The sequence below is a fragment of the Lacticaseibacillus parahuelsenbergensis genome (assembly GCF_030770265.1).
Classification (GTDB): Bacteria; Bacillota; Bacilli; order Lactobacillales; family Lactobacillaceae; genus Lacticaseibacillus; species Lacticaseibacillus casei.
In genome coordinates, this window is the sequence record NZ_CP132482.1 from 2,736,809 (window position 1) to 2,762,294 (window position 25,486).

Here is a 25,486-nt window from a genome sequence, read left to right on the forward strand (position 1 = left end):
TTTATTATTTTAAAACTCTAAGCTTTTAACGGCTGCTTCAACATCCCATCACTTGGCTTGCCGCATGATTGGTAGCTATCCAGCAAACCCAACTTCATGAAGACGGTTTGTTGATACGCAATCTTCGCGTTCCATTCGACGGTCTCCAAGATTTCGGTAGCGTGATGCAAGTCTTCAGAGGTAATCAGGACGCCATGGCTATTTAGCAGGAAAATATGCTCTTTTGCCGCGTCCCCAACCTCTTTGAGTCCATTGTAGACGGTATCGGCAAGTTCCTTGGAGCAGGCCGGCGCGTACGGCAGCACGCGGATCGGCCCGACTTCTCCGGTGACTTCGGTAACGTTCGGCATGTCCAATCCAGCCGTTGCCCAGAACATCGACTCTTCGGCGTGTGAATGATACACGCAGCGGATTTTGTCATTAGCCCGATAAGCTTCTTCATGCATATTGATTTCGCGGGTTAAGCGACCAACCCCATCAATCTGCTGACCGGTTTCAAGATCCACCACCAAAATCTGAGTCGGTTGAAGCTTTGCGTACCAAGCTTCTGACATCATCGTTGGCGTCATGATCAGATAATCCTTCCCTGCTTTAATATGAATTGAACCATAGTCAAAATCCTTGTCAGCGGTAATCCGGACACTAATATTACCGCCAGCCACATTGGTGTTCTTGCGGACAAACATCTCCCGCGCAACTGCTGCTAAATCCTTCCGTTCTTCTTCAAAAACATATTGTTCCGTCATTTTGTATTTCCTCCGTTATTTGCACGTTGCGCCAGCAAAACTTTGCGACGCTGTGCCAACCGTTTTTCCCGTTTTCGATCATAATCACCGAACAGGATTGGATTAACTTTTCTGTACAGAATCAAAGTAATGAGGCCCATCAAGAGACATAACAGGGTATTGCCGCCTAACAAGGCAATCGAGACGCCAATTGTATCTAGGAAAACAAGTAATGACGCAGAGGTTTTACTCATGCTTATCACCCTTATTCTTCTCGTGACTGGTTCGACTGAAATCCAAACCGCTAAGATCATTTAAATCAACATCGTCTGCTTCATTATTTTGCGGGGATGACGTTTTCTTGCTTTCGTTAGAAGCTTTGGCATCACTGAAGTCCAAGCCACTCAAGTCATTCAAATCCACGTCATCGGCATTGTCATTCGTATCTGACACTGCTGGTGCTGCCGCCGCAGTAGCCGGGGCCAAGGTGCCATAACGTTGACTAGGCAATTTGATTTTATTTTGATCCCGGTACAACCAGATGAACCCGAGTGTCCACAGAATTGCTAATGCGATCGCCCACCATTTGCCATTAAAGGCTTGGGCAAAGAAGAGGCGGAAATCAGGTCCTTCAAAAGTTGACCATGACAACTGTTGTCCGGCTTGAACCTTGACCGTTCCGGTTGTCTTCGCCAGGTTCGTGATCACCGGGGCAAAATAGGTGGCGCCATACAGGAAAATCGGTGTTGTAATGATACCCAACGTAATCATGCGTAACAGATTCGCCCCTGTCAGTAACAGAGCCGCATTAACAAAGGACAGATTGATGATGCCGGCAAATGGTAACACTGTGTTATGCGGTAAGATCATCGCAAAAATCAACATAATCGGCACGAGGATAATCACGGTGACCCACAGCTCATTGCGCCCGGCAAGAATCGGCCAATCAAGCCCGATATAAACTTCACGGCCTTTAAAGTGTTTTTGCATGAAGCCACTCATCGCATCGGCAATGGGTTGCAACGCCGTCATGAAAAGTTTGGAAATCATTGGAAACAGCGTCATAGCTGTCGCCGCTTTAACCGCTAAGTTGAGTGAGCCGGAAATGGAATACCCAGCACCAAATCCAAGCAGTACCCCGATCAACGCACCCATCACGGTGTTGTCGCCCCAGACACCGATTCTTTTCTGCAAGGCATCAGCATCAAATGGCTTGTTCATGATCGGAATAAAATCAAGCAATTTATTCAGCGGTTGTAAGATCACCGCAAACAATGTGATGAAATGTGGCACCGTGACCCCCGGCATCCCTGTCAGATCCTCGATATGCCGATGCCACATGTCGCCGGCCTTCAATTCAAATACGATCTGAATCCCGGCAACCAAAAAACCAAAGAAGGCATTATGCGTAAAGTACAATACAACAACGTAAGTGAAAATTTTGTTCCATACATTCCACATATCAACGTTTAACGTTTTGGTCCAGTTAAAGGTCAACATGACAAAATTAATGGCTAATAATAACGGGAAAAACAGAAAGGCTGATTTATACGACCATGTGATCGCCGCTACGCCTGTCCAACCTGCATCAATCGCATTAAGACTCAGGTGGAATAGCTTAGACATGGATTTGGCGGCTGGTGAAATGGCATCCATCATGTAGTTCACAACCAAGGTCATCCCAGAAAAGGCAACCCCTAATGTCAACGCAGCCACAATCGATTTTTTGAACTTCAAGCCGGCAACCAATCCCAGAATCAGCATGATTAAGGGAACAAACACCGGTCCCCCGAGATTCAGGATATAATTAAAGACGTCTTTTAGAATCGTCACGATTTTTACCTCCTCACAACTTAACCCGCGATGCAGTTGATCGTTTCACTTAAAAGTCCAAAACCTGCTGCATCCGTGCGCATGACATAAGACATCACTTGCCAGCATTTTGCATATTCTTCAAAGCCTGAATGATTTGCTTGTAAGACTTCTCCGGATTCATATTCATAAAAATCGGCATGCCATTAACCACCGCAATATGGTTTTCTTTAGCTAAGTCCTCTAATTGCTGATTCGGCTTGGCGATCCAAACGTAAACGTCGTAGTTGTGCAATACTTCAGGTAACTGCTTAAAATCGGTTGCATCCACCGACACACCTTTGACATTATGAGATTCAAAGAAATCCTTGATTCGACTGGCCGTAGCCTCGCTTGATGCAACGCCTGATCCACATGCAACAACAATCTTTGCCATAATAATTGCGCTCCTTTTTTAAATTATTTTCCTGCAACTTGTGCTTTAAACGTGTTAACAAAGAACTCATACATCGCTTCCGGATCACTGATCGCCTTGAACTTGGCGACAAATTTTCCGTTCTGTAACAAATCCATGAAGATCTGCAAGAGTCCAACTTGCTGGCTTGAATCCGTGATACCTAGAAAGAACATCGCGGTCGCATCTTCCGGCTTGTTATAGCCCATCTGTAAAACCCGCACCGGCTGGGCATTTTTGACAATTGCCATAAATGGTCGGTTGACGTTGACAGGATCGGCATGTGGCAACATCACGGATATTTCCGGAAAAACAATGCCGGTCGGAAAAGCGTCCTCTCGCCGGTTCAGTGCCGCCTCATACGTATCCTTAACGTACCCAGCGGCCTGAATCTTTTTTGCCACATCTCTGAACAATCTTTTGCGATCAGCAGCATCCTCATTCAAAAAAATCAAGTCTTTGTGAATCATTGTGCTATAATCCATAACTAGCTCCCCTCAATATGAAAAGTTGAATCAATTGTTTTGAACCTTCTTGAATCTTTCCCCTCATCACATTATTAATGCTAAAGCGCTTACAGGCCTATGTCTACGGTATTTAGCAAGGTTCATCGAGGTTGAGAATCGTTCACGAAACTCAGCCAAACTGGTCCAAAATGATTCAACAAAAATCAATTGAGGGAAGCGTTTACTATGTCACAAAGTCCAGCTAAATTTGAGCGGTTAAACGAAATTATTCAAATTTTGCGTGATACGCCGCAAATTAGCATTGCTGATCTCAGCAAGCAAATGTTCACCAGCAAATCAACACTGCGCCGCGATCTGATCGAGCTTGAAAGAAGCAATGTCATTCGCCGACAGTATGGGATGATTCAACTGCTGCAAGGCAATAACCTTGAATTTACGTATGAAAAAAGACGCAACGAAAACGCGCGTCTTAAACGATCGATTAGTCGGCAAATTGCTGCCAGAATCCCCAGCAATGCCGCTTTTTTCATTGATGGCAGTTCAACTTTCTTCAGTCTGCCTGAGTTACTCCATGAACAGGTTGGTCTTCACGTCATCACCAATAACGTCAACATGGGTCTCCAATTCAATTCGCTGAATAATGTTGAGACTATCATTGCTGGCGGAAAGATGGTGCCACGAACGGCTACGACACTCGGCTCGACAACCATTCGCGAAATTCAAAGTTTTCACCCTGATTTTGCCCTGCTATCAACCGGTTCAATTGATGCTGACGGCATTTACGTCGCCGATCCGGAACAGGCAGCAGTCAAAGAAGCCATGATTGATGCTGCTAAGTGTGTGATTTTTGGGATTGATTCAACTAAATTCGACCAAAGTGATTACATCCGCATTACCAACATGGATCAAATCAACGAAATCGTCACCGACAAACAGCCGTCTTCAGCCTATCAACCTTTGTTTGAAAACCACCATATTCAGCTCACGTATCCGCATCAAAATCATTAGAAAAGCACAAAAAGCACCTCGTTGCAGCGAACGAGGTGCTTTTCTTAAATTCATGGGAGGTATCGCAAACAAACTTGTTGGCTCAGACTTTGAGTGTCACCTTGCTGATCAAGGTATCACCATGGAGAAATTCCGGATTTGGTGTTAGGTCAAAACGTTTGGCTAACTGTTCCAGATTTTCATCCGTGATTTCGTTGATGATGCGGCCACCTTGCGCCTGAATGGCGGTGTAGATGGTTGCCGCTTTTTCAACGGTTTCGATCAGGCCATAGGTTTCGTCGATGGAGTCGCCAGCACCGAAGATGCCGTGCTGCGGCCACATCACGAGGCGGAATTTGGCCATTTTATCGGCCGTAGCCTGCCCGATTTCATTGGTTCCCGGGGTCATGTATGGCAAGACGCCAATGCCTTCGGGGAACACAACGATGGATTCGGCCTGCATCTTCCACAAAATGCGGGAGAACAGTTTCTCTTCTAGCGGCAAGGTGAAGGACATGGCGACCAGATTGGTTGGGTGACAGTGCATCACGATGCGCTGGTTAGGATCAACCTTGAGGCGCTGAATGTGGGTCATCAAGTGTGCCGGGAACTCACTGGTTGGTTGCCCGCCGTCATTGAAGCCCCACAACAGATTAACGCTGTGACCATCTTGGGCGATCTGAACCAATCCGGTATCACGTGCCGGAAAGTCCTTCACGTTCTTGAAGTAGCGCCCGGTTCCGGTAACCAGAAAATACTGGCCGGCAAGTTTGCTGGCATCAAACTTGATCGGAATGTTGCGCTTGACCTCGTGAACATCACCATAAGGAGCAATTTCAGCTTCGGTCAGCCGATAGCTGACGTTACCGCCATTGCGTTCGTCCCAACCGTGTTGGTAGAGATTCCATGTCACTTTACGCATCTGCGTCACATAAGGGGATTCTGTAAAACTTTGGGTATATTCTGGATTCAGAAATTGTTTCTTGTTATCCATTAGAGGTATTCCTTTCAGAATCTGCTGAATTAGTGAACCAACTTGGTGTCGCGCTTGAACTGAACATCCTTTTCATACTGATGAATGTTGTTCATCCAGTCGAAGCCAACCGGGGTGTTGTGATCCTGGCAGAACTTGTCCCAAACAGCACCGAATGGGAAGGACTTCAATTCTTCGGTTTCAATCAAACGAGTGGTGAAGTCAGCGTTCAATTCGCTCTTCTTCAACTGGTCGATCGGTGCCAGCATTGCCTGCAGCAAGCTCTTTTGCGTTGCGCGAGCGCCGACAACCCAAGCAGCAACCCGGTTGATCGTTGCATCGAAGAAGTCAAGGCCGATGTGGGTGCGATCAAGATAACCGTCACGAACCAAGGAACGGGTGATCCGAATCAAAGCATCGTCCATGATGACAACGTGGTCAGAGTCCCAACGAACCGGACGAGAAACGTGCATGAACAAACCTTTGCCGAATGGGAAGAATGCGCTGAACTTGTCAGACACATCTTCAGTAGGATGGAAGTGTCCGGCATCGATGGTCCAGAGTTTGTTCCGGCTGATCGCATAGTTTTGATAGAATTCGTGTGAACCGGTGGTGTAGGATTCAATCCCGGTACCAAAGAGCTTACCTTCGAAGGATTCAATCGTATTCTTTTCCGGAAGTGGATCCTTGATGATTTCGTCCAAAGCCTTCAACAAGCGCAGACGGGGGGTCTTCTTGTCAATTGGGTTGTCTTTGAAACCATCTGGGAACCAGAAGTTGTTGACAACCTGGCTGCCTAATTTTTCACCGATGTAGTTGGAAATTTCCCGGCTGATCTTGCCGTGACGGATCCAGAAATCGCGAACCTTTGGATCCGGTGATGAAACGGTCATGTTGTCTTTAACCATTGGGTGGGAGAAGAAGGTGCCGTTAAAGTCAAGGCCGATGCCTTCTTGCTTTGCCCAATCAATCCAATAATCGAAGTCTTCAGGCTCCAAAGTATCCAAGTCACGCTTCTTGTCGGTAACGGCATAGATAGCGTGCAATTGAACCCGGTGCTTGCCTGGAATCAGGCTCAGAGCTTCGTGTAAGTCGCCGGACAATTCATCCGGTGTGCGGGCGATGCCAGGATAGTTACCGGAAACCCCGATGCCACCTGTCAGTGCCTGGTTCGGGAACAGGAAACCATGAATATCATCGCCTTGCCAGCAATGGACTGACAAAGGTACCTTTTCCAATTCCTTCATAGCGGCGTCTGTGTCGACACCGATTTCTGCGTAACGTTGCTTGGCAACTTCATATGCCTTATCGACTTCTTCTGGTTTAACCATGTGATAAACGCTCCTTTTTTGAAAATGATTTGAAACTACTTGTTACCAAAATGAAAAACCGAGTTAATCCAAGTGGAAAACTTCATGCAGATCAACTGCTACCGGACTGTTATCCGGATTGGTCTTCATGAGTGGCTCCATGTAAGCCCACCACTTTTTGCAAATATCGGTGTTGGCAATCTGGTTGTACTTGTCAACATCCGGCACTTCCAGATAAGCAAACAATTCACCGTTTGCTTTGTTCAAGTAGATGGAATAGTTGGTGGCGCCGTATTCCTTGAGTGCTGCCTTCATTTCCGGCCACAACTCATGGTGCCGCTTTTCGTATTCGTCGTACTTGTCAGGATAGACATACATGACTTGGCCAATGCGTGCCATGATCAAACCGCCTCCTTAGATTTTGCAGCTGCCTTTGTCGGCTTTGCTGTCTTCATAAATGCTTTGTACTTCGTCAACACATCGGGATAGGCTGTCGCATTCGGTTGATAAGTCTTCAAGTCAAAGGATTCCCTGATTAACTTGCGACCTGCCACCACGTCTTTAACCGCACCAGTCGTAATCATTTGAACCAGCAAATTACCGATCGCGGTTGCTTCACTAGGGCCGGCGACCACTTTGATGCCGGCAAGATCAGCGGTCAGTTGATTCATCAGCGTGACGTTTGAGCCACCGCCGACAATGTTGAGGGTGTCGATCGGATCGGCAATGATGGTGCTAAGTTTCTGAATCTCGTTGGCATAGTACAGTGCCAGGTTTTCATAAACTGCCCGGGTGAGTTCGCCCGGCGTTTCAAGTTTGGCCTGACCGGTTTCCGCAACGTATTGCTGCAGCTCCTTGATCATGCTCTTCGGATTCTCAAAACGCTTGTCGTTGACATCGATGAAAACTCGGAATGGTGCGACTTTATCAGCCATTTCTGCCAATTCATTGAAACTGTATTGATCCTTGAGTTCGCGCTTGATGCACTGCACGATCCACAAGCCCATGATGTTCTTCAAGAACCGGTACGTCCCATAGGCGCCCCATTCGTTGGTGTAATTTTCTTTGAAGGCATCCTGACCATTTTCCGGCGTGTTTAGTTCTGCTCCGAGTAAGGACCAAGTGCCGGAACTCAAGAATGCCCAGTGATCACCAAGACCTGGCGTACCAACAACGGCACTGGCGGTGTCATGAGTGGCAACCGTAATAACATCTGTGTCTGGAATGTCATACTTCATGTGCCACTTATGACTGATCTTGCCCAGCGGCGTGCCGGATTCGACCAACTCAGGGAATTGATCTTGCGCGACGTTGACTTCTTTTAGCAAATCCTTGTCGAACAGGCCTTGGCGCAAGTTGAGCATCTGCGTGGTTGACGCATTCGTGACTTCAGTGACCGCATTACCGGTTAACACGTACCCGATATAATCCGGAATCATCAAAATCTTATCGGCTTTAGCCAGATCGTCACGTTCCTCTGTGTACAGCTGATAGAGCGTGTTGAAGTTCTGGAACTGAATGCCGGTTTTTTCGTAGATATACGACTTAGGCAGCTCTGATGTGAGCTTACTGATGGCGCTGTTGGTTCGCGCATCCCGGTAGCTTACCGGATCGTGCATCTTTTTACCATCAGCCCCAACCAAGACGTAATCAACGGCCCAGGTATCAATGCCCATATCAATCAGCGTATAACCCATCTTTTTGACTTTTTCCAAGCCAGCGAAGATTTCATCGATAATGTGATCAATTTGCCACCGATCATGCCCATTTTCCTTTTTAAAACCGTTCTTGAAGCGGTGGACTTCTTTAATTTTTAATTGTCCGTCAACGACAGCACCGAGCATCAGGCGTCCGCTTGAAGCACCGATGTCAACTGCGACGTATGCTTTCATAAAATTGCACCTCTCTTACCAACAACATTGACGACCGCGTTTCTTGTTACGGCACGCGTTCATTTTTCAAAACTATTTGTCTGGATTCATCATCTGCTGAGCGACCGAGTTGCCGGCAGCTTTATCTTTAGCCGCGGTATCGCGATCAGCTTTCGCCTTTTCATCATCAGTGAGGAATTTATCCCCATATTGTTCACGGGTGATTTCTTCAAGACTCTTGCCACGCGTCTTGGGTGTCCAGATCGTCCCAATGACCAAGGAAACGAGCAACAGGCCGATCATGAAAGTACCAGCGACGGTGAAGCCCAAGCTGCTGAGAATGGCCGGGAAAATAATGGACCAAACACCGGCGCTTGCCCGAACAACGAAGAACATCACACCTTGTGAACCTGCCCGGAACTGGGTCGGGAAGAGTTCGGTTGCCCACAGTGCGTACCATGCCTGAGCACCAATGCCGGCACTGATACCCCATAAAGCAACGAATGCCCATAAGCTCCATGACTGTGCCATGCCGGCATAAGTCAGGATGATCCATGAAGCGGCAGCCATTGCCGCGCCAACGAAGAAGAAGATTCGGTGGTTAGCTCGGTCGCCGTACTTAGCAAAGCCGAAGTAGGTTGCAACCGCGGTCAGGATCCATAGAACTGCCTGCAACATGTTGGCTTCCTGGTTGGACAAGCCGCCCGCCGTTTCGTAAACATACGGCATGAAGAAGCCCATTGCGCCGGCAACCAAGTTCCAGAACATGTAAACGCCGATTAAGAAGAACAACCACTTAAGCGAAGTTTTATTGGAGAACAGGGTCCGATATGGATGGGATTTTTGACCGGAAGACTTTTCAAACGCCTTGCGATCCTGCCATGCCTTGGATTCGCCAAGACCACGTTGTAATAACCAAGCAACAAAGGCAATCACCGTTAGCAAGCCAAACAATATCCGGTTACCTAAAAGACCCATTGGTGCAAGAATGGTTCCAAGAATGAAAATAACGGCTGGTCCTAACGACCAAGCAAACTGTGATACCCCGATGTTCTTAGCACGATTATCATTTTGCGATGTTTCGGAAATATACGTCCAACTAGCAGGAACACCGGCACCAACTGCTAAACCAGTAATCAGAAATCCAGTGAGCAACATTGGAAAACTAACTGCAAACATCACTAAAATCGTTCCAAGCATGTAAACCAACATGTCATAGGTGTAAATTAATTTACGCCCAAACTTATCTGACAGCGGACCGCCGATCAGCGCGCCTAGTGCCGCCCCGAACGCATTCGCCGAGAGTGCACCGAGCAAGCCGACTTGAAAACTGCTAAGCCCAAAATGTTGGGTCCACAGTGTCAAGCCACTGGCGCCGGCTACGATGCTGCCAGAATCCAGGAAGTTCGTGATCGAAACACGAACCGTGGATTTTAACGAGCTTTTCTCTGAAGCCATTGTGTTACCTCCTGAACATTTATAATTTTGTCATCGCTTACAGTTAACATTTAACCGCTTACATGGTATGGTCACAATGTCAGATAAATATCAGGAGTGGAACATAAACACAGGAGGCCATCATGGAACTATCAGTCTTAAAGCAACTGGAAAGCCTAACGACAATCGAAAAGCAGCAAAAAAACCGGCAGATCTTCAGTGACGATATCCCGCCGACTGCCATCGACCTGCAGGAGTCAAAAGAGTTTAATGTTCCGGTTTTAAACGACTACTTCTTTCGTAACCACGCCATTTACGTCAGCAAGCACAATCGCTTTGCGCCGTATCCGCTGCACACCCACCAATTCTTTGAAATGAACTATATGTTGCAAGGCAACGCCAACGAAACCGTTAACGGCGAGCGAATTCATCTCTCACAAGGCGATGTGCTCCTATTGGACATCGGCAGCGAACATTCGATTGACGCACTTGGCGAAAATGACATCCTCATTAACGTCCTTTTCCGCGACCGCAACATTTCGCTTGATTTTCTTAACCAAATTCAAAGTCAACAAAGTGTCCTCTACGACTTCATGATTAACCACTTACGGGAAAAGAAAACCGAGAAGCGCTACATGATTTTCCGCAGCGGCATGCACGATATTCGTACATCGCTGGAGCGCATCATTGAAGAATATTTCCGCCCGCGAGCCTTTTCCGACACCATTATTCAAGCAGAATTAACTGTGCTGATTGCCGAACTGGTCCGCGGTCAAGAGCCGACTATCGCTGACCCATCGCCGGCCCAAAAACTTGCAGTTAAGCTGCTTAATGACATTCACGAGCATTACCGCGACCTGACCCTGGAAGACCTTGCCAACAAATACGCCTACAATAAAAACTATTTGGGTAACTTATTTTCCAAAGAAGTTGGCAAAACTTTTTCCGAAGCCCTGACCCAAGAGCGGCTCATTAATGCGCGCCGGTTGATTCAAAACACTAAGAAGCCGATCAGTGAAATCTGTCTCGAAGTCGGCATCAGCAACAAGAGCTTCTTTTATCACAAGTATCATGATCTTTTCGGCAATACGCCTAAGGACGATCGCCAGCACACCAATGGCTACATCTCACCTAGCCACACTAACCCGCCGTTAACCATTCTGTAAATATGTTCCGAAATGTTTCACATTTTGGTACCGAAAAGCCCTCTATAAACCGCTTTCAATGTGAAACGGGAAAAGTCAACTAAATTCTGGAACATATTCTCATATGTTTAGATGTTGCTCTTGATAAAAATATGAATTGTGAAAGAATGAACGTGTAATCAATTTATAGCGATTGAAGGAGCGATTTTTATGAAGATCACAGCAGCTGTTGTTGATAAAAAAGGTGCCGATTTTGAAATTCGGGATGATGTTGAATTAGCGCCGATGGGTCCTGATGATTTGCAAGTGCACATGGTTGCTACCGGCATTTGCCATTCTGACGAAGCGTTGCGGATTGGTGACGCGGTTATCGGTTATCCAATCGTTCTTGGCCATGAAGGTTCCGGTATTGTCGAGAAAGTCGGTCCGGAAGTTACCCAGTTCAAGCCGGGCGATCATGTTGTCTTAAGTTTCTATGCTTGCGGTAACTGCAAGAACTGTTTGCGCGGCATTCCAACACAGTGCTTGAATTATGCGCATAACAACCTGTCCGGTACCCGTCCGGACGGCTCGGCGCACTTCACGGAAAACGGCAAACCGGTGGCTGACATGTTCGACCAAAGCTCCTTCACCACCACGACCGTTGTTCGCGAACGGAACGCTGTTAAAGTCGACAAGGATCTCGATTTACGTAAGCTTGGACCGTTGGGCTGCGGCTATGTCACCGGTTCCGGTACCGTTTTGAACACGTTGAAGCCAAAGCCTGGTGATACAATTGCGGTTACCGGCACTGGTGCGGTTGGCCTGGCTGCCATGATGGCTGGCAAGATTTCTGGCTGCACTAAGGTCATTGCGATCGATATTGTTGATTCGCGGTTGCAGCTGGCTAAAGAACTGGGTGCGACGGATGTTGTTAACAGCAAGGAAGAGGATCCGGTTGAAGCCGTTAAGAAGCTGACAGGCGGCCTCGGGGTTGACTGGGCGGTTGACACGACCGGTGTTAAGGCGGTTATGGAAGATACGATCCAGATGCTGGCTCAAGGCGGTACCACAGCAACGATTGCGGTTACGCCGCATCATATTGATGTGGATACCTGGAACGATTTGTGCGTCAATGACAAGAAGATTGTCGGGGTTAACATGGGCGACTCGATTCCGCAAATTGATGTGCCGCGGTTGATTGAATTCTACAAGCAAGGCATGTTTGACTTTGACAAGACCGAGAAGTTCTATTCATTCGATCAGATCAACGAAGCTAACGCTGATTCTCGTTCTGGTAAGACGATCAAGCCAGTGCTGATTATTGATAAGGATTATGTGCCTGGGAAATAACAGTTTAGGCTGATTGTTCTATCATCGGGCCAAACTCCGCAATCTCCGGCCAGAGGGGGCTGGAACGTGGTGGGCACCACTGAGCCCCCTCTGGCCTCCGATTGCTACGCTTTGGCGCTTGGGCTTTTAGATAAGTTTCTTAGCTATCTGCGAAAACATTTAATCCTTGTATTTTTACCCCTCATCCAAATCCAACGAAAAAGCCTGTCATGTTCGCAAATCTTTTTGCGAGATGGCAGGCTTTTTGTTCTAGTTTTTGCAGTGACTTGCTTAGTCTGGTTCGTTCCAGAATTCTAGCGGAATGATATTGCCGGCGTTCATTGTGTTTTTGGGGTCGAAGCTCTTAAGGAGTGTTTTGAGGACCCAGTAGGAGCTGCCGTATTCTTCTTTGATGAATGGGGCGCGGGCTTTTCCGACGCCGTGGTGGTGGGACATGGTGCCGCCGCGTTTGAGGGTTTCTTCCACAATGATTTTGTTGATCGGATCGTGGTAGCGGACCATTTCGCCGGCGGGGTCGTCTTCTGCATCGATGAAGGCATAGACAAAGTACAAGTTCGTGCCGTTGACGTAGCTGTGCGAAGAGTGACCGCCGATGCCGTATAGGTTCGGGATTTCTTTTTTCACGCGTGTTGTCACGGCTTCAAAAATGTTGGCAATTTCATGCCAGTTAGCAGCAACTTCGGTCGTGAAGCCGACGAATGGCGTTTTTTCAAGTTGGTTGACTTCAGCGTCGACTTCTTTTTGCGTCCACGTTAGATGTTTGAACCAATCAATGATTTCATCTAGCGGCTCGTATGGTTGTGTCTGATCGGATGCTTCGACCATGGCCTTGATGGCGCCGGCTGTGGCGTCGCTAAGTGGTTGCGGGCCTTCTGTTCGGAAAATCAGCACCGGTTTTTCGGCGTGTTTTGGATAAAATTGACTCCAATCCTGCGCATCGTAAAGGCGAATAACCGATGGCCGATAGCCGGCTGCTACAATGTCACGCAACAGGCGGAAACCTTCGCGCATGGTGTCAACGGTATAGGCCAGATAATGATACGTGTCCGGTAAATACGGGAACAGCTTGACGGTGACTTCAGTGATGAACGCAATGCTGCCTTCGTTGCCGATAAACACATGACGAATGTCCGGGCCGACTGATCGGCGTGGGACATTTTTAATCCGCACGATGCGGCCATCTGGCATGACGGCTTCCAAACCGACCACCATGTCTTCGATTCCGCCATACAAGGTTGATAATTGCCCAATGCTGCGGGTGGCCACCAAACCGCCAAAATCGGCTAACGGCTGCGACTGCGGCAAGTGGCCGGTGGTGTAGCCTTTTTCATTCAGCCAATCTTCGGCCTGCTTCAGCGGTACCCCGGCCTGAACAGTTAGTTGCATGTCTTCCGGATCAAACTTCAAGATTTGATTTAGGCGTGATCCGTCCACAATGATGTGCGGTTCGCGCGCACTTTCCAATCCCCGCTCAATCTCTGACCCGCCCGTACGCGGAATCACGTTGACGCCTGTGTCATTGGCATATTTCAACACCGCCGCCACCTGTTCAACATTTTCCGGATAAACAATCGCGACCGGGATCGGTGCTTGGTAAATTTTTCGGGCCCGGGGATATTTCCGGTAAAAGTCAAGGCTGGCATAGTTTAGCTGGTCTGGATCCACATTGACCTGATCACGACTGGTTAACTGAATCAGTTGTTGCACAATTGCATCTTTTGTAACGGTATCCATTAGATTCACCTCGTCTACTTTCAATCCCAACTGGCAATCAACGGTTCGCCGACCTTGCCGCGTTCGGCAACGCCGTTAATGGTTTGAAGGTCTTTAAACACTGGATCGGTTAATTGATGCAGGTTCTTGTACTTTTCGTATACTTTGGCATATTGCGCCACCGCATCTGCTTGCGGTACAAAGCTATCGGCCGGCTTCACCATCGCCGCAATGGCATCGTCATACGTGCGATATTCGCCAATGCCGACTGCCGCATTGATCGCCGCTCCTAACCCAGCCGCGTCGGTGATCACGTTGCGCTGCGCCGGCAAGTTGAAAATGTCGGCAATTAGCTGCATGAAAATGTCATTCTGCGCGCCACCGCCTGTGACTACCAGCCGATCAACCTTGCGATCCAATTCCTTCAGCATCGCCGTTGAGTAATCCAGCAAATTAAAAGCAAGCCCTTCAAGAATCGAACGGAACATGTGCCCCCGGTTATGGCGTTCATCCAAGCCGATAAACGCGCCTTTTCTAAACGGGCGATCCGCAGCCGGCTGCCAGTCCAAAATGGTCAACAACCCGTCACTGCCAGGCGGAACCGTGGCCGCTTCTCGGGTCAGCACATCCAAAGTGGATTCATGAGTCGCATCCCCAATCCCCTGAAATTGCTTGGCGAACCAGCTGACCGTCCACATACCGCGATAAACGCCGTTACTTTCATACAAATATTCATTTGGCACATCCGCAAAATTGGTCCAGTAGTAGCGGGTTGTCCCGAACGGATGATTCTCATTGCCTTGCAACATGGAAGTGGTATAGGTGCCTAGCGACAATAGGAGATCCGGCCCGGTTTTCAGCCCTGCGCCCAGTGCTTCCACCGCCTTGTCATTGGCAGTGGCGATCACCGGCAAGCCCTTTGGCAAACCGGTTGCCGCGGCTGCTTCTTCCGTCACATTGCCTAAAATGCCACCTGGCTTAACCAGTTTGAACAAGGAAGTCCGCGGTAGATTAAGGAAATCAAACATCATATCCTCATCGGTCCAGTCCCATTTGTCCATATCAATCGGCCACGTGCCAATATAACTGGCCGCCGTGTCAATGCGATTCCCGGTCAGTCGGTAAGCCAGATATCCCGTGCTTGCGGTCACATACACCGCATCGTCGGTCGTCTTTTCATAGATCTGGTGCGCCCGGTCGTCCATCCAGCTAATGGCCGGTTGGGCTAGGTCACCATTTACCTTTAAAACCAATCGATTGAAACGAATGCTGCCTAAGCCAATCGCCAGAATTTCATTCACGTCACCGTCAAACTTAGCCATCAACGCTTTGCTGGCGGTTTGCAGCGACGTCCATAAATCATCATCAGGATGCTCAACCACCCCGCCAGCTGCGGTATGCAACGGTTTTAGCGGCTGATGCTCCTGCCACAATGCGTTTCCCTGTAAATCAAAAATCGTCAGTTTGTTACTCTGCGTTCCTTGATCAATGGCCAGTATATAGCGATCCATTCAACTCACCCCTTTCGGATGCAGCCGAAACATGTGCGATCGGCAGCAAACGTCTCGTAAAAATTACCAAATCTGCCAGTCCGTTTCGGCTTTTAACCGTAAAAAGAGCGCGCCTCCCTATCTTCAAGGATTGCGCGCTCTCTTTTTGCTCTGCGCTAATTTTGCCATAAGGTGGTATTCGTGGTGGAAATGCCCGTTGCCCCAGCCGCCAAGTCGGCCATAATCGCTTCCTTTGTGCTAATCAAACCACTACTGATGAGCGGCACGTCGGTTTCATGGGTAATCCAGGAAACCGCCTGAGGCATAATGCCTGGCATCACGTCAATCATATCGGCATGCCCGACATCATACTGCCGCTGCATCGTATACAGCGTCCGCGAATCGATTAAAAAGAAACGGTGAACGGTCAACATTTTCTTCTGCCGGGCCACGGCCAGCAAGTGTCCCTTGGAGCTCAAAATGCCATCTGCATCGGTTGTTTTGGCAATGAATTCAACGGCACTGGAGCGGCTCGCCAGCCCTTCAACCAGATCCACGTCGACAAACACGATCTTCTTGGCTGATTTTAGCTGTGCCACGATATCCCCAATGTTGAGAATTGACCCATACAAGGTAAAAACAACTTTGACATCTGCGGTCAAGGCAGCATTTAAGCCTTTATCATCCTGAATCCCGGCAATCACCGGATTAGCCGCGACAACATCTTGCAGTTGCATGATGCGCTCCCTTCAAACCGCCAAATGGCATACCCCACGTTGCTAAACTTTTCCCCATGACTGACTGTGGTTACTCTGCTAATGCGTGAGCCTGATAATCCTTTGAATACTGATCCACCGCACGCATGGCCGCAACGATTGCCTCTGGTGACGTATCAAACCGCAATTGGTCAATGCCAGTCCAAGCCGCTGCGGCATCATTGGCCACCAACATCAACTCATCATCGGTCGCATCTTCCCAACCAAGATCTTCTAACGTGGTTGGCAGCCCAACCTGCAAGAAGAAGTGCAGATAATGATTAATCACAGCAGTCTCGGCATTTTCCATCAACAGTTGCGTCAGTAGTGAATACGCCACTTTCTCTCCGTGCATCAAATGCTTACCCTTCTTCAACGCCGGGAATGAGTTTTGCAAGGCATGCGCTAGGCTGGTGCCGCCGCTTTCAAAGCCTAAGCCGCTCATTAAAATGTTGGCCTCAATGACGGCTTCCAGCGCTGGCGTGACCACCTTGGCTTTGTTAGCTTCAAACGCTTGGGCGCCAAACTCAAAAATCGTATCCGTCGACGCCTGGGCAATTTTCATCGCCGTGATCGTGCCGATGCCTTGCGCATTGGTAAAGCCGTGGATGTCGCCAACTGCCTTGGCTTCAACATAAGTCGACAGCGCATCACCAAAGCCAGAAGCCAAGAACCGCGGAGGCGCCTGACTGATGACAGCTGGATCGACCAAAACCAAATCCGGACTCTTGGTGTGGAACTGGTAGGCATTAAACGTACCATCTTCGTTGTACAACACTGATAGCCGAGAAATCGGCGCATCCGTTGACGCCAGTGTCGGGATGATCACGGTGTAAATGTTCAAATGCTGGCCAATCTCTTTAGCAGTATCAAGCGTTTTGCCACCGCCAATACCGATCACAAAGTCCGGCGTATCCTTGATTTCATCAATTGCCTTTTGGATCTCTTCCGGTGAAGCCTCACCGCCGAACATCAGCTTGGTGACGGTATAGTCATTGTCTTTCAGATAGTCAATGAACCGATCGCCAACCAAACCGTACACATTCTCATCACCGACAATCACCGCTTTGGAACCGTACCGGCTTAAATACGGATCCGCGTTAAACAAAATGTTCTTAGCCTGAATATAATTCGATGGACTGATAAAAATCTTCGGCAAATCGATTTGCATCACTCGCGCCTCCTGAATCAGCCAAATGTCTCGTTGAGTTCATCAATCAATTTGTTCATGCTTGCTTCGTCACTGTGCACTTGCGGAATGGCAATCAGTTGCTCCAGCGACAGATTCTTGACCATTACAACACCAGGGTTGGTTGATGCGCCGGCAACATACTTATCGACAACCTTCATGTACCGCTTATCAGCCAACAGTTCCGACAACTTGGTATCCTTACTGAACTTAGCCATGGTTATGATCCTCCTCTTTCTTAAACCTTTGGCATTAACGCGCTCACCGGCTCCTAACCGCGCCGGTTCGCGCTCATTAAAAAAGAGAGATAACCTAAACTGGTATACACGAAATACCAGCGGTTATCCCTCTTCTTCTCTCTAACCAATTGAAGCTTATAACAGCGCTTTCATTTTGTCAATTTAAGTGACTCGATTTTCCTGTTTATTTAGTGACTGCGGTTGACTTTTATAATTTTTGTTTGTTAGTATCGGTTCAATATTTTAATTTTGTTTATTAACGAAGGCAATGATTTATGCTCGCTAATGTAAAACTCAAAGTTCAGCAATTGCTAGCTGTGAAGACCGGTTTTGGCACCTCACACAAAACTGGTATAGGTGCTTAACCATGTTGCAATACATATATCGATTACTGGTGATTTCAGGACTGGCTTTCATCGCTTACTTTGCTTATGACGCGCGCGTCTTTACCCCAGGGAAAAAGATTAATCTGAAGCGGGATTTAGTGCTGGGCCTGATTTTTTTGGTTTTGTTGTTTGTGACGGCTTATGTTAGCAAGTTTGTTAATAAGTAGTGGCGATCTGGGTTTCGTTAAATCTTCGCCATTTGAGATAGCAGTATGTTGCACAGATGAATCAATTTTCCCTGATAATTGCCGAAGTTTTCACATCTAATTGCTTTGCGATGGCATATGCAGATGATACAATACGGCTACCAGACAGAAAGGGGCAACCACCGATGTCAACCGAAAAAAGAGAAACTCGATTAAGCATTCGAATTGATCCGGCATTAAAGGAAGCTGCCCAAAACGTCGCGAACGACATGGGCATGGATTTATCCACTGCCGTTAATATGTTTCTTGCCAAAATGGTCAAAGATCGCGCCTTGCCATTTACGCCAACCAGCTTACCAGCTGAAACTCTGCAGGCACTGAAGGAAGCAAAGAACCCAGAGCTTCTAAAGAAGTATCATTCGCCGGAAGCCATGTGGGAGAATTTAGATGTTTAAGTTCGACATTTAAGACGGAAAGATAACTTTAACCGGGGTGCACTCATGGCAAAAATACCAGCGAATCATGTTTTAAAATTTAAAGACACTCAATTCTTTAAAGAGGCGCTTAAAATAATTCGTCCAATTGACACGCGCGAGTATAAAGAATCGGTAAAAGAAATGCGCGCTTTTTTAAATGCAGGACCCAAAGTGACCGTGGTCAATCGCCGAGACAGGATTAAAAAAGTGGATACTCAGGTTCGGTAATAAGTAGTTTCAACGTATTATCTGTTCCTTCTAACAGACTATTAACGCGAACACACAGGGCGAAGGCAGAAAATTGTCTTCGCCTTTTCTCGTTTCTCTAGCTTCCTTAGATATTTTTAACCTTTTCAAACCGAAGCCGGATTAACAAGCTTCACCGGCTTTTTTCAGCTATTCATGAATAATTTCCTTATTGACATCATAATATGACACGGTATATTTAATTGTGTACAATGTTAATGGCGTAAACGTTGTGCATGATGTGGCGGGGGAATTTTCGCTTTCTTTTGAACGCAACTGTCATCTTGGCAGTGAAAAATCGCATGCGCGTATTGTCGCGCAAAACATTTTTCACATTTGCCTTGGTCTTTCAAGAAAGAGGGTATTTCATGTTTAAGCACACTCGAAAGTTGCAATACAACGCGAAACCAGATCGTCCGGATCCATTGATGGCTCGCCGGCTGCAGGAATCACTTGGTGGCCAGTGGGGTGAAGTGACAGGGATGATGTCGTACCTGTCGCAGGGCTGGTCGTCTACCGGCAGTGAAAAGTATAAGGATCTGCTGCTGGATACCGGTACCGAAGAAATCGCTCACGTCGAAATGATTTCGACAATGATCGCGCGGCTGCTGGAAGGCGCCCCGATTTATGCGGAAGCTGATGCGTACAAGTCTGATCCGGCATTGGCTGCGGTCATGGGCGGCATGGATCCTGAGCACGCCATTGTGCACGGGTTGACCGCTAGTTTGAACAACCCCAATGGTGCTGCGTGGAATGCGGGTTACGCCACTTCCAGCGGTAACTTAGTGGCGGATATGCGATTCAACGTTGTCCGTGAGTCCGAAGCCCGCCTGCAAGTTAGCCGCCTGTATTACATGACCCGCGATGAAGGGATCCGCGATATGCTCAAGTTCCTTTTGGCACGCGAAACCCAACATCAGCTGCAATTTATGAAGGCACAGGAAGAGCTGGAGGACAAGTACGGTGTCGTGGTACCAGGTGACATGAAAGACATCGAACACACCAAATTCTCCCACGTGTTGATGAACTTCTCGGACGGTGACGGCTCGCGGGCCTTTGAAGGTCAAGTCGCCAAAGATGGCGAAAAGTTCACCTACCAGGAAGATCCTGAAGCCATGGGCGGTGTGCCGACATTCAAGCCGGCCGATCCGCATCTTCATAACGATCAAGGATAATCTGATCAAGCGCTCCTTAAACACTAAGATTGGTGGCTGAAACAAAAACCTGCTAGTATGCAAACTGCGCAGACCTGTGATTAAGACGGTGCCGACTGTTTTATCTGTTTGTTTCAGCCCGGTCAAGTCACACCCCGCCACATGCCCCCTCAATTAGCAAAGTAACGTTCCGGCAAGGACTGGTTTTAACCAGCTGCTTGCCGGATTTTTTTTGAAAAGATTTGGACTGGCGGTGCAACTGCCTTGAGTCAGCTGGTTTTACACCATTTTTACCTGCGTTGGTGGATGAAACCTTTATACTGAAATTGACAACATATTTACGTGGGGGGCTGGCGTAAGGGCTGGCTCACGCTCAGGAGGCTTTTTTAAATGCATAAAAGTTGGTGGCAGGAAGCAGTGGTTTATCAGGTGTATCCGCGTAGTTTTCAGGATAGCAATGGCGATGGCGTCGGTGATTTGCCGGGAATCATTCAACATCTGGATTACATCAAGCAACTCGGAGCCGATGTCATTTGGCTTAACCCGATTTACAAATCGCCCAATGCCGACAACGGTTACGACATTGCGGATTACCAGCAGATCATGCCGGAGTTTGGAACGATGGCGGACTTTAAGCGGTTGCTGAAAGAAGCCCATGCGCGCGGCTTGAAGATTATGATGGACTTGGTTGTCAACCACACTTCCGACGAACACCCCTGGTTTCAGGCGGCCAAGCAAAGCCACACGGATCCCCACCACGATTGGTATATCTGGCGTGATCCGGTTGATGGGCATACCCCGACCAATTGGCGCGCGGATTTTGGTGGCTCAGCATGGACTTATGTGCCGGAAGTCGGCCAGTATTATCTCCATCTTTTCGCCGTCAAACAGCCGGACCTCAACTGGCAAAATCCGGCTGTACGCGACGCCGTGTTCAATATGATGACATGGTGGTGCCAACAAGGCATTGACGGTTTTCGGATGGACGTCATTAATCTGATCTCCAAACCTGACGTATTTGAAGACGATCCGCACCTCTTTGAACAGCCCAACGGCAACTCGCTCGGTCTGATTGCCAACGGTCCGCACGTGCATGATTATTTACGGGCGATGAATCAAAAGGTGCTGAGCAAGTATGACCTCATGACGGTTGGCGAAGCGCCCGGTGTCACGCCGGCACTGGCACTCAAGTATACCGGTTTTGACCGCCACGAACTGGAGATGGTCTTTCAATTCAAACATGTCGGCCTCGATAATGATCCGCAATTCGGTAAGTGGTCGTTGCATCGGCCAAAACTGACTGACCTCAAGCGCGTCTTGTCCGATTGGCAAACCGCCTTGCATGGGAAAGCCTGGAATAGCCTCTACTGGGACAATCACGATCAAGCCCGTGCCGTCTCCCGCTTTGGCGATGATCGCCCGGCTTTTCGGGTACGTTCCGCCAAAATGCTCGCCGCCACATTGCATTTTCTCGAAGGCACCCCATACATTTATCAAGGTGAAGAGCTCGGTATGACCAATGTCGCTTTTCCGTCCATTCACGATTATCGCGACCTTGACACACTGAATGCCTGGCACGAGCTCGTTGAACAGCAACATGCCCTAGCACCGGACGATATGCTGAAAAGAATCCACCGCCGTTCGCGGGATAATGCCCGTACGCCGATGCAATGGACGGCTGAAAAGCAAGCCGGGTTCACCCGCGGCACGCCGTGGTTGGCAGTGAATCCGAATCACACCACAATCAATGCCGCTGCGGCCCTAGCCGATCCAGACTCGGTCTTCTTCTTTTATCAAAAACTCAACCGCCTGCGCAAACAGTATCCGGATTTGATCGTTTATGGCGACTACACCTTACTCGATCCAGATGACGCCGAGGTCTATATGTATCAACGGCACGCCGCTGATCAGGAATTGCTGGTTGTCAGCAACTTCACTGACCAGACACTCACGCGGAACATCGCCGAACGCCAGCCGCAAGCTGCCCAGTTGTTGATTAGCAATTATGCTGATGACGCCGGTGATACGTTACGGCCTTATGAAGTTAAGGCATATCTGGGCGAGCAACGATCTTGAAGGTAGAAGCATAAGCGCGCCAAGTTGCTTCGTATGCGGTCACGCTTTCACCCCACATGAATAACATAAACAACATAACAACGTCACAATTTCGTCACAACTGCTCGGTAGTATTAACAACATAGAAATGAGCCACCCACTCATTCCTACAAACCCCAACCCAACTTTTTCATTTTTACTCCTCCAAAGTAGAAATCGCCGACCGGTTTCCCAGCCGGTCGGCCAATACATAACAAAGCCCGCTGTTTGCTGAGACAGCGGGTTTTTGTGTGAGCGTGAGCAGGAGCGCTTACACGTAGATTTCTGCGACTGCGAATGCGTTATGGAGAGCGGAAGTGTCAAAGGTGTAGTCAAGAATAATTGCGCCTAGCCAAATTTTCATGCTACAATAAAACACGAAGAGGAGCACTGGTTAGGCCCAGCACTCCTCCTCTGGCAGAGTCAGTTGTTTCAGACAGCTGGCATTAAAGTAAAAACAATCAAAAGACCGTTAGACTTCGGGCCAAAAATCTATTGACGGTCTTTTTGATTGTCTAAAATCGCTTTCACAACATCAATGATGAATGCAGCCAGTGCTAGCGTGAACATAGCAAAGGTCAGCATCAGCATTAATGCGTCAGCAACGGACAACGAGACACCTCCTTCCGTATAGATTTTGATCATCGCGCATAGGCGACCACCTCACAATACGTTGGATTTGCCAAACCGTCATATTAACTTCTCTGTTACAGCCATCATATCATATGAACAGCAAAAACGCCTACAGCCATAAAGGTTACAGGCGTTTTTTATTCACCGCAATTTTGCGGTTTTACTTTTCTCTAACATGCTTAAAATACAAGCCGCCGATCACGACGCTCATGAGGATCACGCCACCAATGATCGGTAGGCTCTTAAAAATCAAGTCGCCAGCTTGCGGTAACGACTGGTCTTCATGATCCTGCTTCGACTTTTTATCATCCCCGGTTTTCTGCCCAGAAGACACTTCCTGAGAGGCTGACGAGGCTTCTGCAGCTTGGTGACCGTCAAGCTGATCCAATGCGGTTTGCAATGCTTTTACTGCCTGATCAACAGCTGACTGGTCGGCCTGCGAATCGGCTAAAATCCGCTGAGCTTCCTGTAACGCCTGATCGAACGCCTGCTTTTTGACCACGCTTGCCAACGAATAACGATCGGTCTTCTTAGCATCAAGCGCCTGATCGATTAACTTTTTTAAATTATCTTTTTGCACCACCGGAACTGCCTCTGCTGCTTCAAAGGCGCCGATCGTCGGATGTTGCAAATTGATCGGCTTGCCGGCAAAGTCTTGACTGATCGGGAACTTCTCCCTCACTGCCGCTGGCGTCAGTTCATCGACATTGATGCCGGCGTTGGCGGCCGGCGATTGGGCTTGCGGAATAAAGGCTGCCAATCCAGTGCGATCAAAAGTGCCATCCGCCTGCTGAATCACGCCACTTGGCTTAGCTCCAGCATCCACCAACTGCGGATCCGCAAAAATATTCCCACTCACATCAACGGTTCCTGCATGGCTCTCGTCCATCAGCGCCTGTGGGTAAAACAGGTTGTGATCCAAGCGTCCTTCGGTAAAGACCGGTCGTTTGGTGCCATTTTGGTTCACCACAAAGCGCGGCACATTGCCACCCGGTGCGTAAACCAGATTATTAACGAATCGAATTCCGGTCTGGCCATTGTTGGAAATCATCAGGTTCTTCACGGCTTTGCCGACAATAAACGTGTTGTTGTTGAACAGCGGAAAGCCATCGATGCCATCAGCCTTACCTGAAACTACGAAAATCAGATGATTCAATGCAGGCGATGGCACGTCCTTCACATCGTTCACACTGAGGTTATAACGAAAAACATTGTCCGTTTGGTGGTCGCCCATAAATAGCGTGAACCCACCAGAATTGTCGTGGGAGTAATTGTACTGATAGACCCCTTTGGATGCAAACCCGTCAAAATCAAACGCCGCACCATCGAGGTAATGGTTGGGAATGTCAAACACTTCATTATATTGGGCTAAATTGTATTCCCCGCCCATGAACCACAATCCGGCAAAGTTTTTGCTGGCACCGGCTGCGTTTTTGGAGTTCGGCATGCTATTGGCAGCCTGCACCGTATTATACTCGGCAGTGCCATTTTCACTGGAACTAATGACAATCCCGTCACCGGCGCTGTTGCGGATGTAATTATGTCTAAAAATGGTTTTGGCGCTGGCCTGAAAAGAATATTGATCCCAACCGCCGGGCAAAACCGAGGCGTTGGCATCGTTGCGCAGGCCTTCATTGGCAACGTCAGTGATCACGTTATGTGTTGCAGTCACATCCGTATTGCCGACAATGATAATGCCCCCAGAATTCTTACCGGCCGCTACCATTTTCCCGGTTTGATCGGGAATCAGGTCACTTTGATAAGCACCATCGACGTTGTGCACGTTGTTATTGGTAATCGTGATCCCCGTGCGATGCGATGCTTTAAAAATCGCCAGCTTTTGCTGAACTGCCGCGGCATCGTTCCCTCTCGGATATGCGGTCTGAATGTCTGACGCGACCAAAATGCCAATCCGCATCCCTTGCCGATTGCCATCACCCGCAGTATTCGTCACTTCCAAGTCAGAAATTGTCCAGTGATTCGCATTCCACAGCTCAACGGTCCCGGTCATTAAATTGAGATTACTCAACTTGCGCTCGTGATAGGGATTTTTGTTAGCCGTCGTCCCTAAACCATTGATAATCGCCTTTTTGCCTGTGCTGCCTTGGTTGTAACTGCCAATCGTAATCGGCGCTGTGCTTGTGCCATCGCCGTTCTTGGCGCCATCCAGAATCAGCTGGCCATTCCAAACACTATTGGCATCAAAAAGAATGCGATCGCCCGGTTGAAATTTCGTCGCCGCAACCTTCTCCAGCGATTGCCACGGTTGATCGGCAGATAGCCCGTCATGACTGTCACTGCCGTTGTTGGCCACATAAAATGTTCGCGGCCCGGCAGCTAACGAACGTTGCGGCGCCTGCCCGTTGATCATCACCGCCAACCCCAGCAACGCCACCAAAAATACCCAAACTTTTCCTTGTGTCACCCGCCATCGTTTCATGATGTCCCTCCA

General features: G+C 48.4%; 25 protein-coding genes. 8 read left to right on the plus strand and 17 right to left on the minus strand.

What is annotated here, in order from left to right:
* Nucleotides 1–17: 17 nt before the first annotated feature.
* From LACPH_RS12730 to LACPH_RS12750, 5 genes are all read right to left on the minus strand, one after another.
* Nucleotides 18–746 (minus strand): class II aldolase/adducin family protein, encoded by a 729-nt coding sequence (locus LACPH_RS12730; protein ID WP_274785157.1) that lies wholly within the window; start codon nucleotides 744–746, stop codon nucleotides 18–20.
* Nucleotides 743–979 (minus strand): hypothetical protein, encoded by a 237-nt coding sequence (locus tag LACPH_RS12735; RefSeq protein WP_274785158.1) that lies wholly within the window; start codon nucleotides 977–979, stop codon nucleotides 743–745. Before LACPH_RS12735 ends, LACPH_RS12730 begins: the two co-directional genes overlap by 4 nt.
* Nucleotides 972–2,558, minus strand: a complete 1,587-nt coding sequence (locus LACPH_RS12740; RefSeq protein ID WP_274785159.1) for a PTS galactitol transporter subunit IIC — start codon at nucleotides 2,556–2,558, stop codon at nucleotides 972–974. Before LACPH_RS12740 ends, LACPH_RS12735 begins: the two co-directional genes overlap by 8 nt.
* A 94-nt stretch (nucleotides 2,559–2,652) precedes the next feature.
* A complete protein-coding gene (locus tag LACPH_RS12745) occupies nucleotides 2,653–2,973 on the minus strand; it encodes a PTS sugar transporter subunit IIB (protein ID WP_025013320.1) in 321 nt (106 codons plus the stop codon).
* A gap of 23 nt (nucleotides 2,974–2,996) precedes the next feature.
* Entirely contained in the window at nucleotides 2,997–3,476 is a 480-nt protein-coding gene (locus LACPH_RS12750; RefSeq protein WP_087912964.1) for a PTS sugar transporter subunit IIA, read from the minus strand.
* A 207-nt stretch (nucleotides 3,477–3,683) separates the two neighbouring features.
* Here LACPH_RS12750 and LACPH_RS12755 point away from each other — a divergent pair, with 207 nt between their 5' ends.
* Entirely contained in the window at nucleotides 3,684–4,466 is a 783-nt protein-coding gene (locus LACPH_RS12755) for a DeoR/GlpR family DNA-binding transcription regulator (protein ID WP_306387046.1), read from the plus strand.
* 82 nt (nucleotides 4,467–4,548) lie between these two features.
* Here LACPH_RS12755 and rhaD read toward each other — a convergent pair whose 3' ends face one another.
* The 5 genes from rhaD to LACPH_RS12780 all read right to left on the minus strand — a co-directional run bounded on the left by rhaD (nucleotide 4,549) and on the right by LACPH_RS12780 (nucleotide 10,057).
* On the minus strand, nucleotides 4,549–5,439 hold the full coding sequence (rhaD, locus tag LACPH_RS12760) for a rhamnulose-1-phosphate aldolase (RefSeq protein WP_025013738.1): 891 nt from the start codon (nucleotides 5,437–5,439) through the stop codon (nucleotides 4,549–4,551).
* A 29-nt stretch (nucleotides 5,440–5,468) separates the two neighbouring features.
* A complete protein-coding gene (locus LACPH_RS12765) occupies nucleotides 5,469–6,749 on the minus strand; it encodes an L-rhamnose isomerase (RefSeq protein WP_087912966.1) in 1,281 nt (426 codons plus the stop codon).
* 63 nt (nucleotides 6,750–6,812) lie between these two features.
* Complete coding sequence (rhaM, locus tag LACPH_RS12770) at nucleotides 6,813–7,127, minus strand: L-rhamnose mutarotase (protein WP_047107002.1); 315 nt, start codon at nucleotides 7,125–7,127, stop codon at nucleotides 6,813–6,815.
* Between the two features lie 2 nt (nucleotides 7,128–7,129).
* Nucleotides 7,130–8,620 (minus strand): rhamnulokinase, encoded by a 1,491-nt coding sequence (gene rhaB, locus LACPH_RS12775; RefSeq protein WP_087912967.1) that lies wholly within the window; start codon nucleotides 8,618–8,620, stop codon nucleotides 7,130–7,132.
* Between the two features lie 72 nt (nucleotides 8,621–8,692).
* Nucleotides 8,693–10,057: an MFS transporter gene (locus LACPH_RS12780; RefSeq protein WP_049172779.1), complete on the minus strand. Its 1,365-nt coding sequence runs from the start codon at nucleotides 10,055–10,057 to the stop codon at nucleotides 8,693–8,695.
* Nucleotides 10,058–10,179: 122 nt separating this feature from the next.
* Between LACPH_RS12780 and LACPH_RS12785 the strand changes: the two genes are divergently transcribed.
* Together LACPH_RS12785 and LACPH_RS12790 are read left to right on the plus strand one after the other, a co-directional pair.
* Nucleotides 10,180–11,202, plus strand: coding sequence for an AraC family transcriptional regulator (locus tag LACPH_RS12785; RefSeq protein ID WP_274785163.1), 1,023 nt, complete (start codon nucleotides 10,180–10,182; stop codon nucleotides 11,200–11,202).
* Nucleotides 11,203–11,391: 189 nt separating this feature from the next.
* Nucleotides 11,392–12,513 (plus strand): NAD(P)-dependent alcohol dehydrogenase, encoded by a 1,122-nt coding sequence (locus LACPH_RS12790; RefSeq protein ID WP_047106997.1) that lies wholly within the window; start codon nucleotides 11,392–11,394, stop codon nucleotides 12,511–12,513.
* A gap of 270 nt (nucleotides 12,514–12,783) precedes the next feature.
* Here LACPH_RS12790 and LACPH_RS12795 read toward each other — a convergent pair whose 3' ends face one another.
* From LACPH_RS12795 to LACPH_RS12815, 5 genes are all read right to left on the minus strand, one after another.
* The gene (locus tag LACPH_RS12795; RefSeq protein ID WP_274785165.1) at nucleotides 12,784–14,247 is read right to left on the minus strand and encodes an FAD-binding oxidoreductase; all 1,464 of its coding nucleotides are present in this window, start codon (nucleotides 14,245–14,247) and stop codon (nucleotides 12,784–12,786) included.
* A gap of 20 nt (nucleotides 14,248–14,267) precedes the next feature.
* Nucleotides 14,268–15,737, minus strand: a complete 1,470-nt coding sequence (locus LACPH_RS12800) for an FGGY-family carbohydrate kinase (RefSeq protein WP_274785166.1) — start codon at nucleotides 15,735–15,737, stop codon at nucleotides 14,268–14,270.
* 155 nt (nucleotides 15,738–15,892) lie between these two features.
* Nucleotides 15,893–16,453 carry a glycerol-3-phosphate responsive antiterminator gene (locus tag LACPH_RS12805; RefSeq protein ID WP_306387047.1) on the minus strand — a complete coding sequence of 187 codons (561 nt, stop codon included), beginning with the start codon at nucleotides 16,451–16,453 and terminating at the stop codon, nucleotides 15,893–15,895.
* Nucleotides 16,454–16,523: 70 nt separating this feature from the next.
* Complete coding sequence (locus tag LACPH_RS12810) at nucleotides 16,524–17,642, minus strand: glycerol dehydrogenase (RefSeq protein WP_087912972.1); 1,119 nt, start codon at nucleotides 17,640–17,642, stop codon at nucleotides 16,524–16,526.
* Between the two features lie 17 nt (nucleotides 17,643–17,659).
* Entirely contained in the window at nucleotides 17,660–17,878 is a 219-nt protein-coding gene (locus LACPH_RS12815; RefSeq protein WP_010490734.1) for a hypothetical protein, read from the minus strand.
* A 388-nt stretch (nucleotides 17,879–18,266) separates the two neighbouring features.
* Between LACPH_RS12815 and LACPH_RS12820 the strand changes: the two genes are divergently transcribed.
* The 5 genes from LACPH_RS12820 to LACPH_RS12840 all read left to right on the plus strand — a co-directional run bounded on the left by LACPH_RS12820 (nucleotide 18,267) and on the right by LACPH_RS12840 (nucleotide 22,383).
* The gene (locus tag LACPH_RS12820) at nucleotides 18,267–18,452 is read left to right on the plus strand and encodes a hypothetical protein (protein WP_274785168.1); all 186 of its coding nucleotides are present in this window, start codon (nucleotides 18,267–18,269) and stop codon (nucleotides 18,450–18,452) included.
* Between the two features lie 164 nt (nucleotides 18,453–18,616).
* On the plus strand, nucleotides 18,617–18,886 hold the full coding sequence (locus LACPH_RS12825) for a type II toxin-antitoxin system RelB/DinJ family antitoxin (RefSeq protein ID WP_274785169.1): 270 nt from the start codon (nucleotides 18,617–18,619) through the stop codon (nucleotides 18,884–18,886).
* 45 nt (nucleotides 18,887–18,931) lie between these two features.
* Complete coding sequence (locus tag LACPH_RS12830) at nucleotides 18,932–19,135, plus strand: hypothetical protein (protein WP_274785170.1); 204 nt, start codon at nucleotides 18,932–18,934, stop codon at nucleotides 19,133–19,135.
* A gap of 386 nt (nucleotides 19,136–19,521) precedes the next feature.
* The gene (locus LACPH_RS12835; protein WP_049169355.1) at nucleotides 19,522–20,328 is read left to right on the plus strand and encodes a manganese catalase; all 807 of its coding nucleotides are present in this window, start codon (nucleotides 19,522–19,524) and stop codon (nucleotides 20,326–20,328) included.
* A gap of 369 nt (nucleotides 20,329–20,697) precedes the next feature.
* Nucleotides 20,698–22,383 (plus strand): glycoside hydrolase family 13 protein, encoded by a 1,686-nt coding sequence (locus tag LACPH_RS12840; protein WP_274785171.1) that lies wholly within the window; start codon nucleotides 20,698–20,700, stop codon nucleotides 22,381–22,383.
* Nucleotides 22,384–22,893: 510 nt separating this feature from the next.
* Here LACPH_RS12840 and LACPH_RS12845 read toward each other — a convergent pair.
* Nucleotides 22,894–23,013 (minus strand): putative holin-like toxin, encoded by a 120-nt coding sequence (locus LACPH_RS12845; protein ID WP_049169218.1) that lies wholly within the window; start codon nucleotides 23,011–23,013, stop codon nucleotides 22,894–22,896.
* Nucleotides 23,014–23,194: 181 nt separating this feature from the next.
* Entirely contained in the window at nucleotides 23,195–25,474 is a 2,280-nt protein-coding gene (locus LACPH_RS12850; RefSeq protein WP_274785172.1) for a right-handed parallel beta-helix repeat-containing protein, read from the minus strand.
* Between the last annotated feature and the right edge of the window lie 12 nt (nucleotides 25,475–25,486).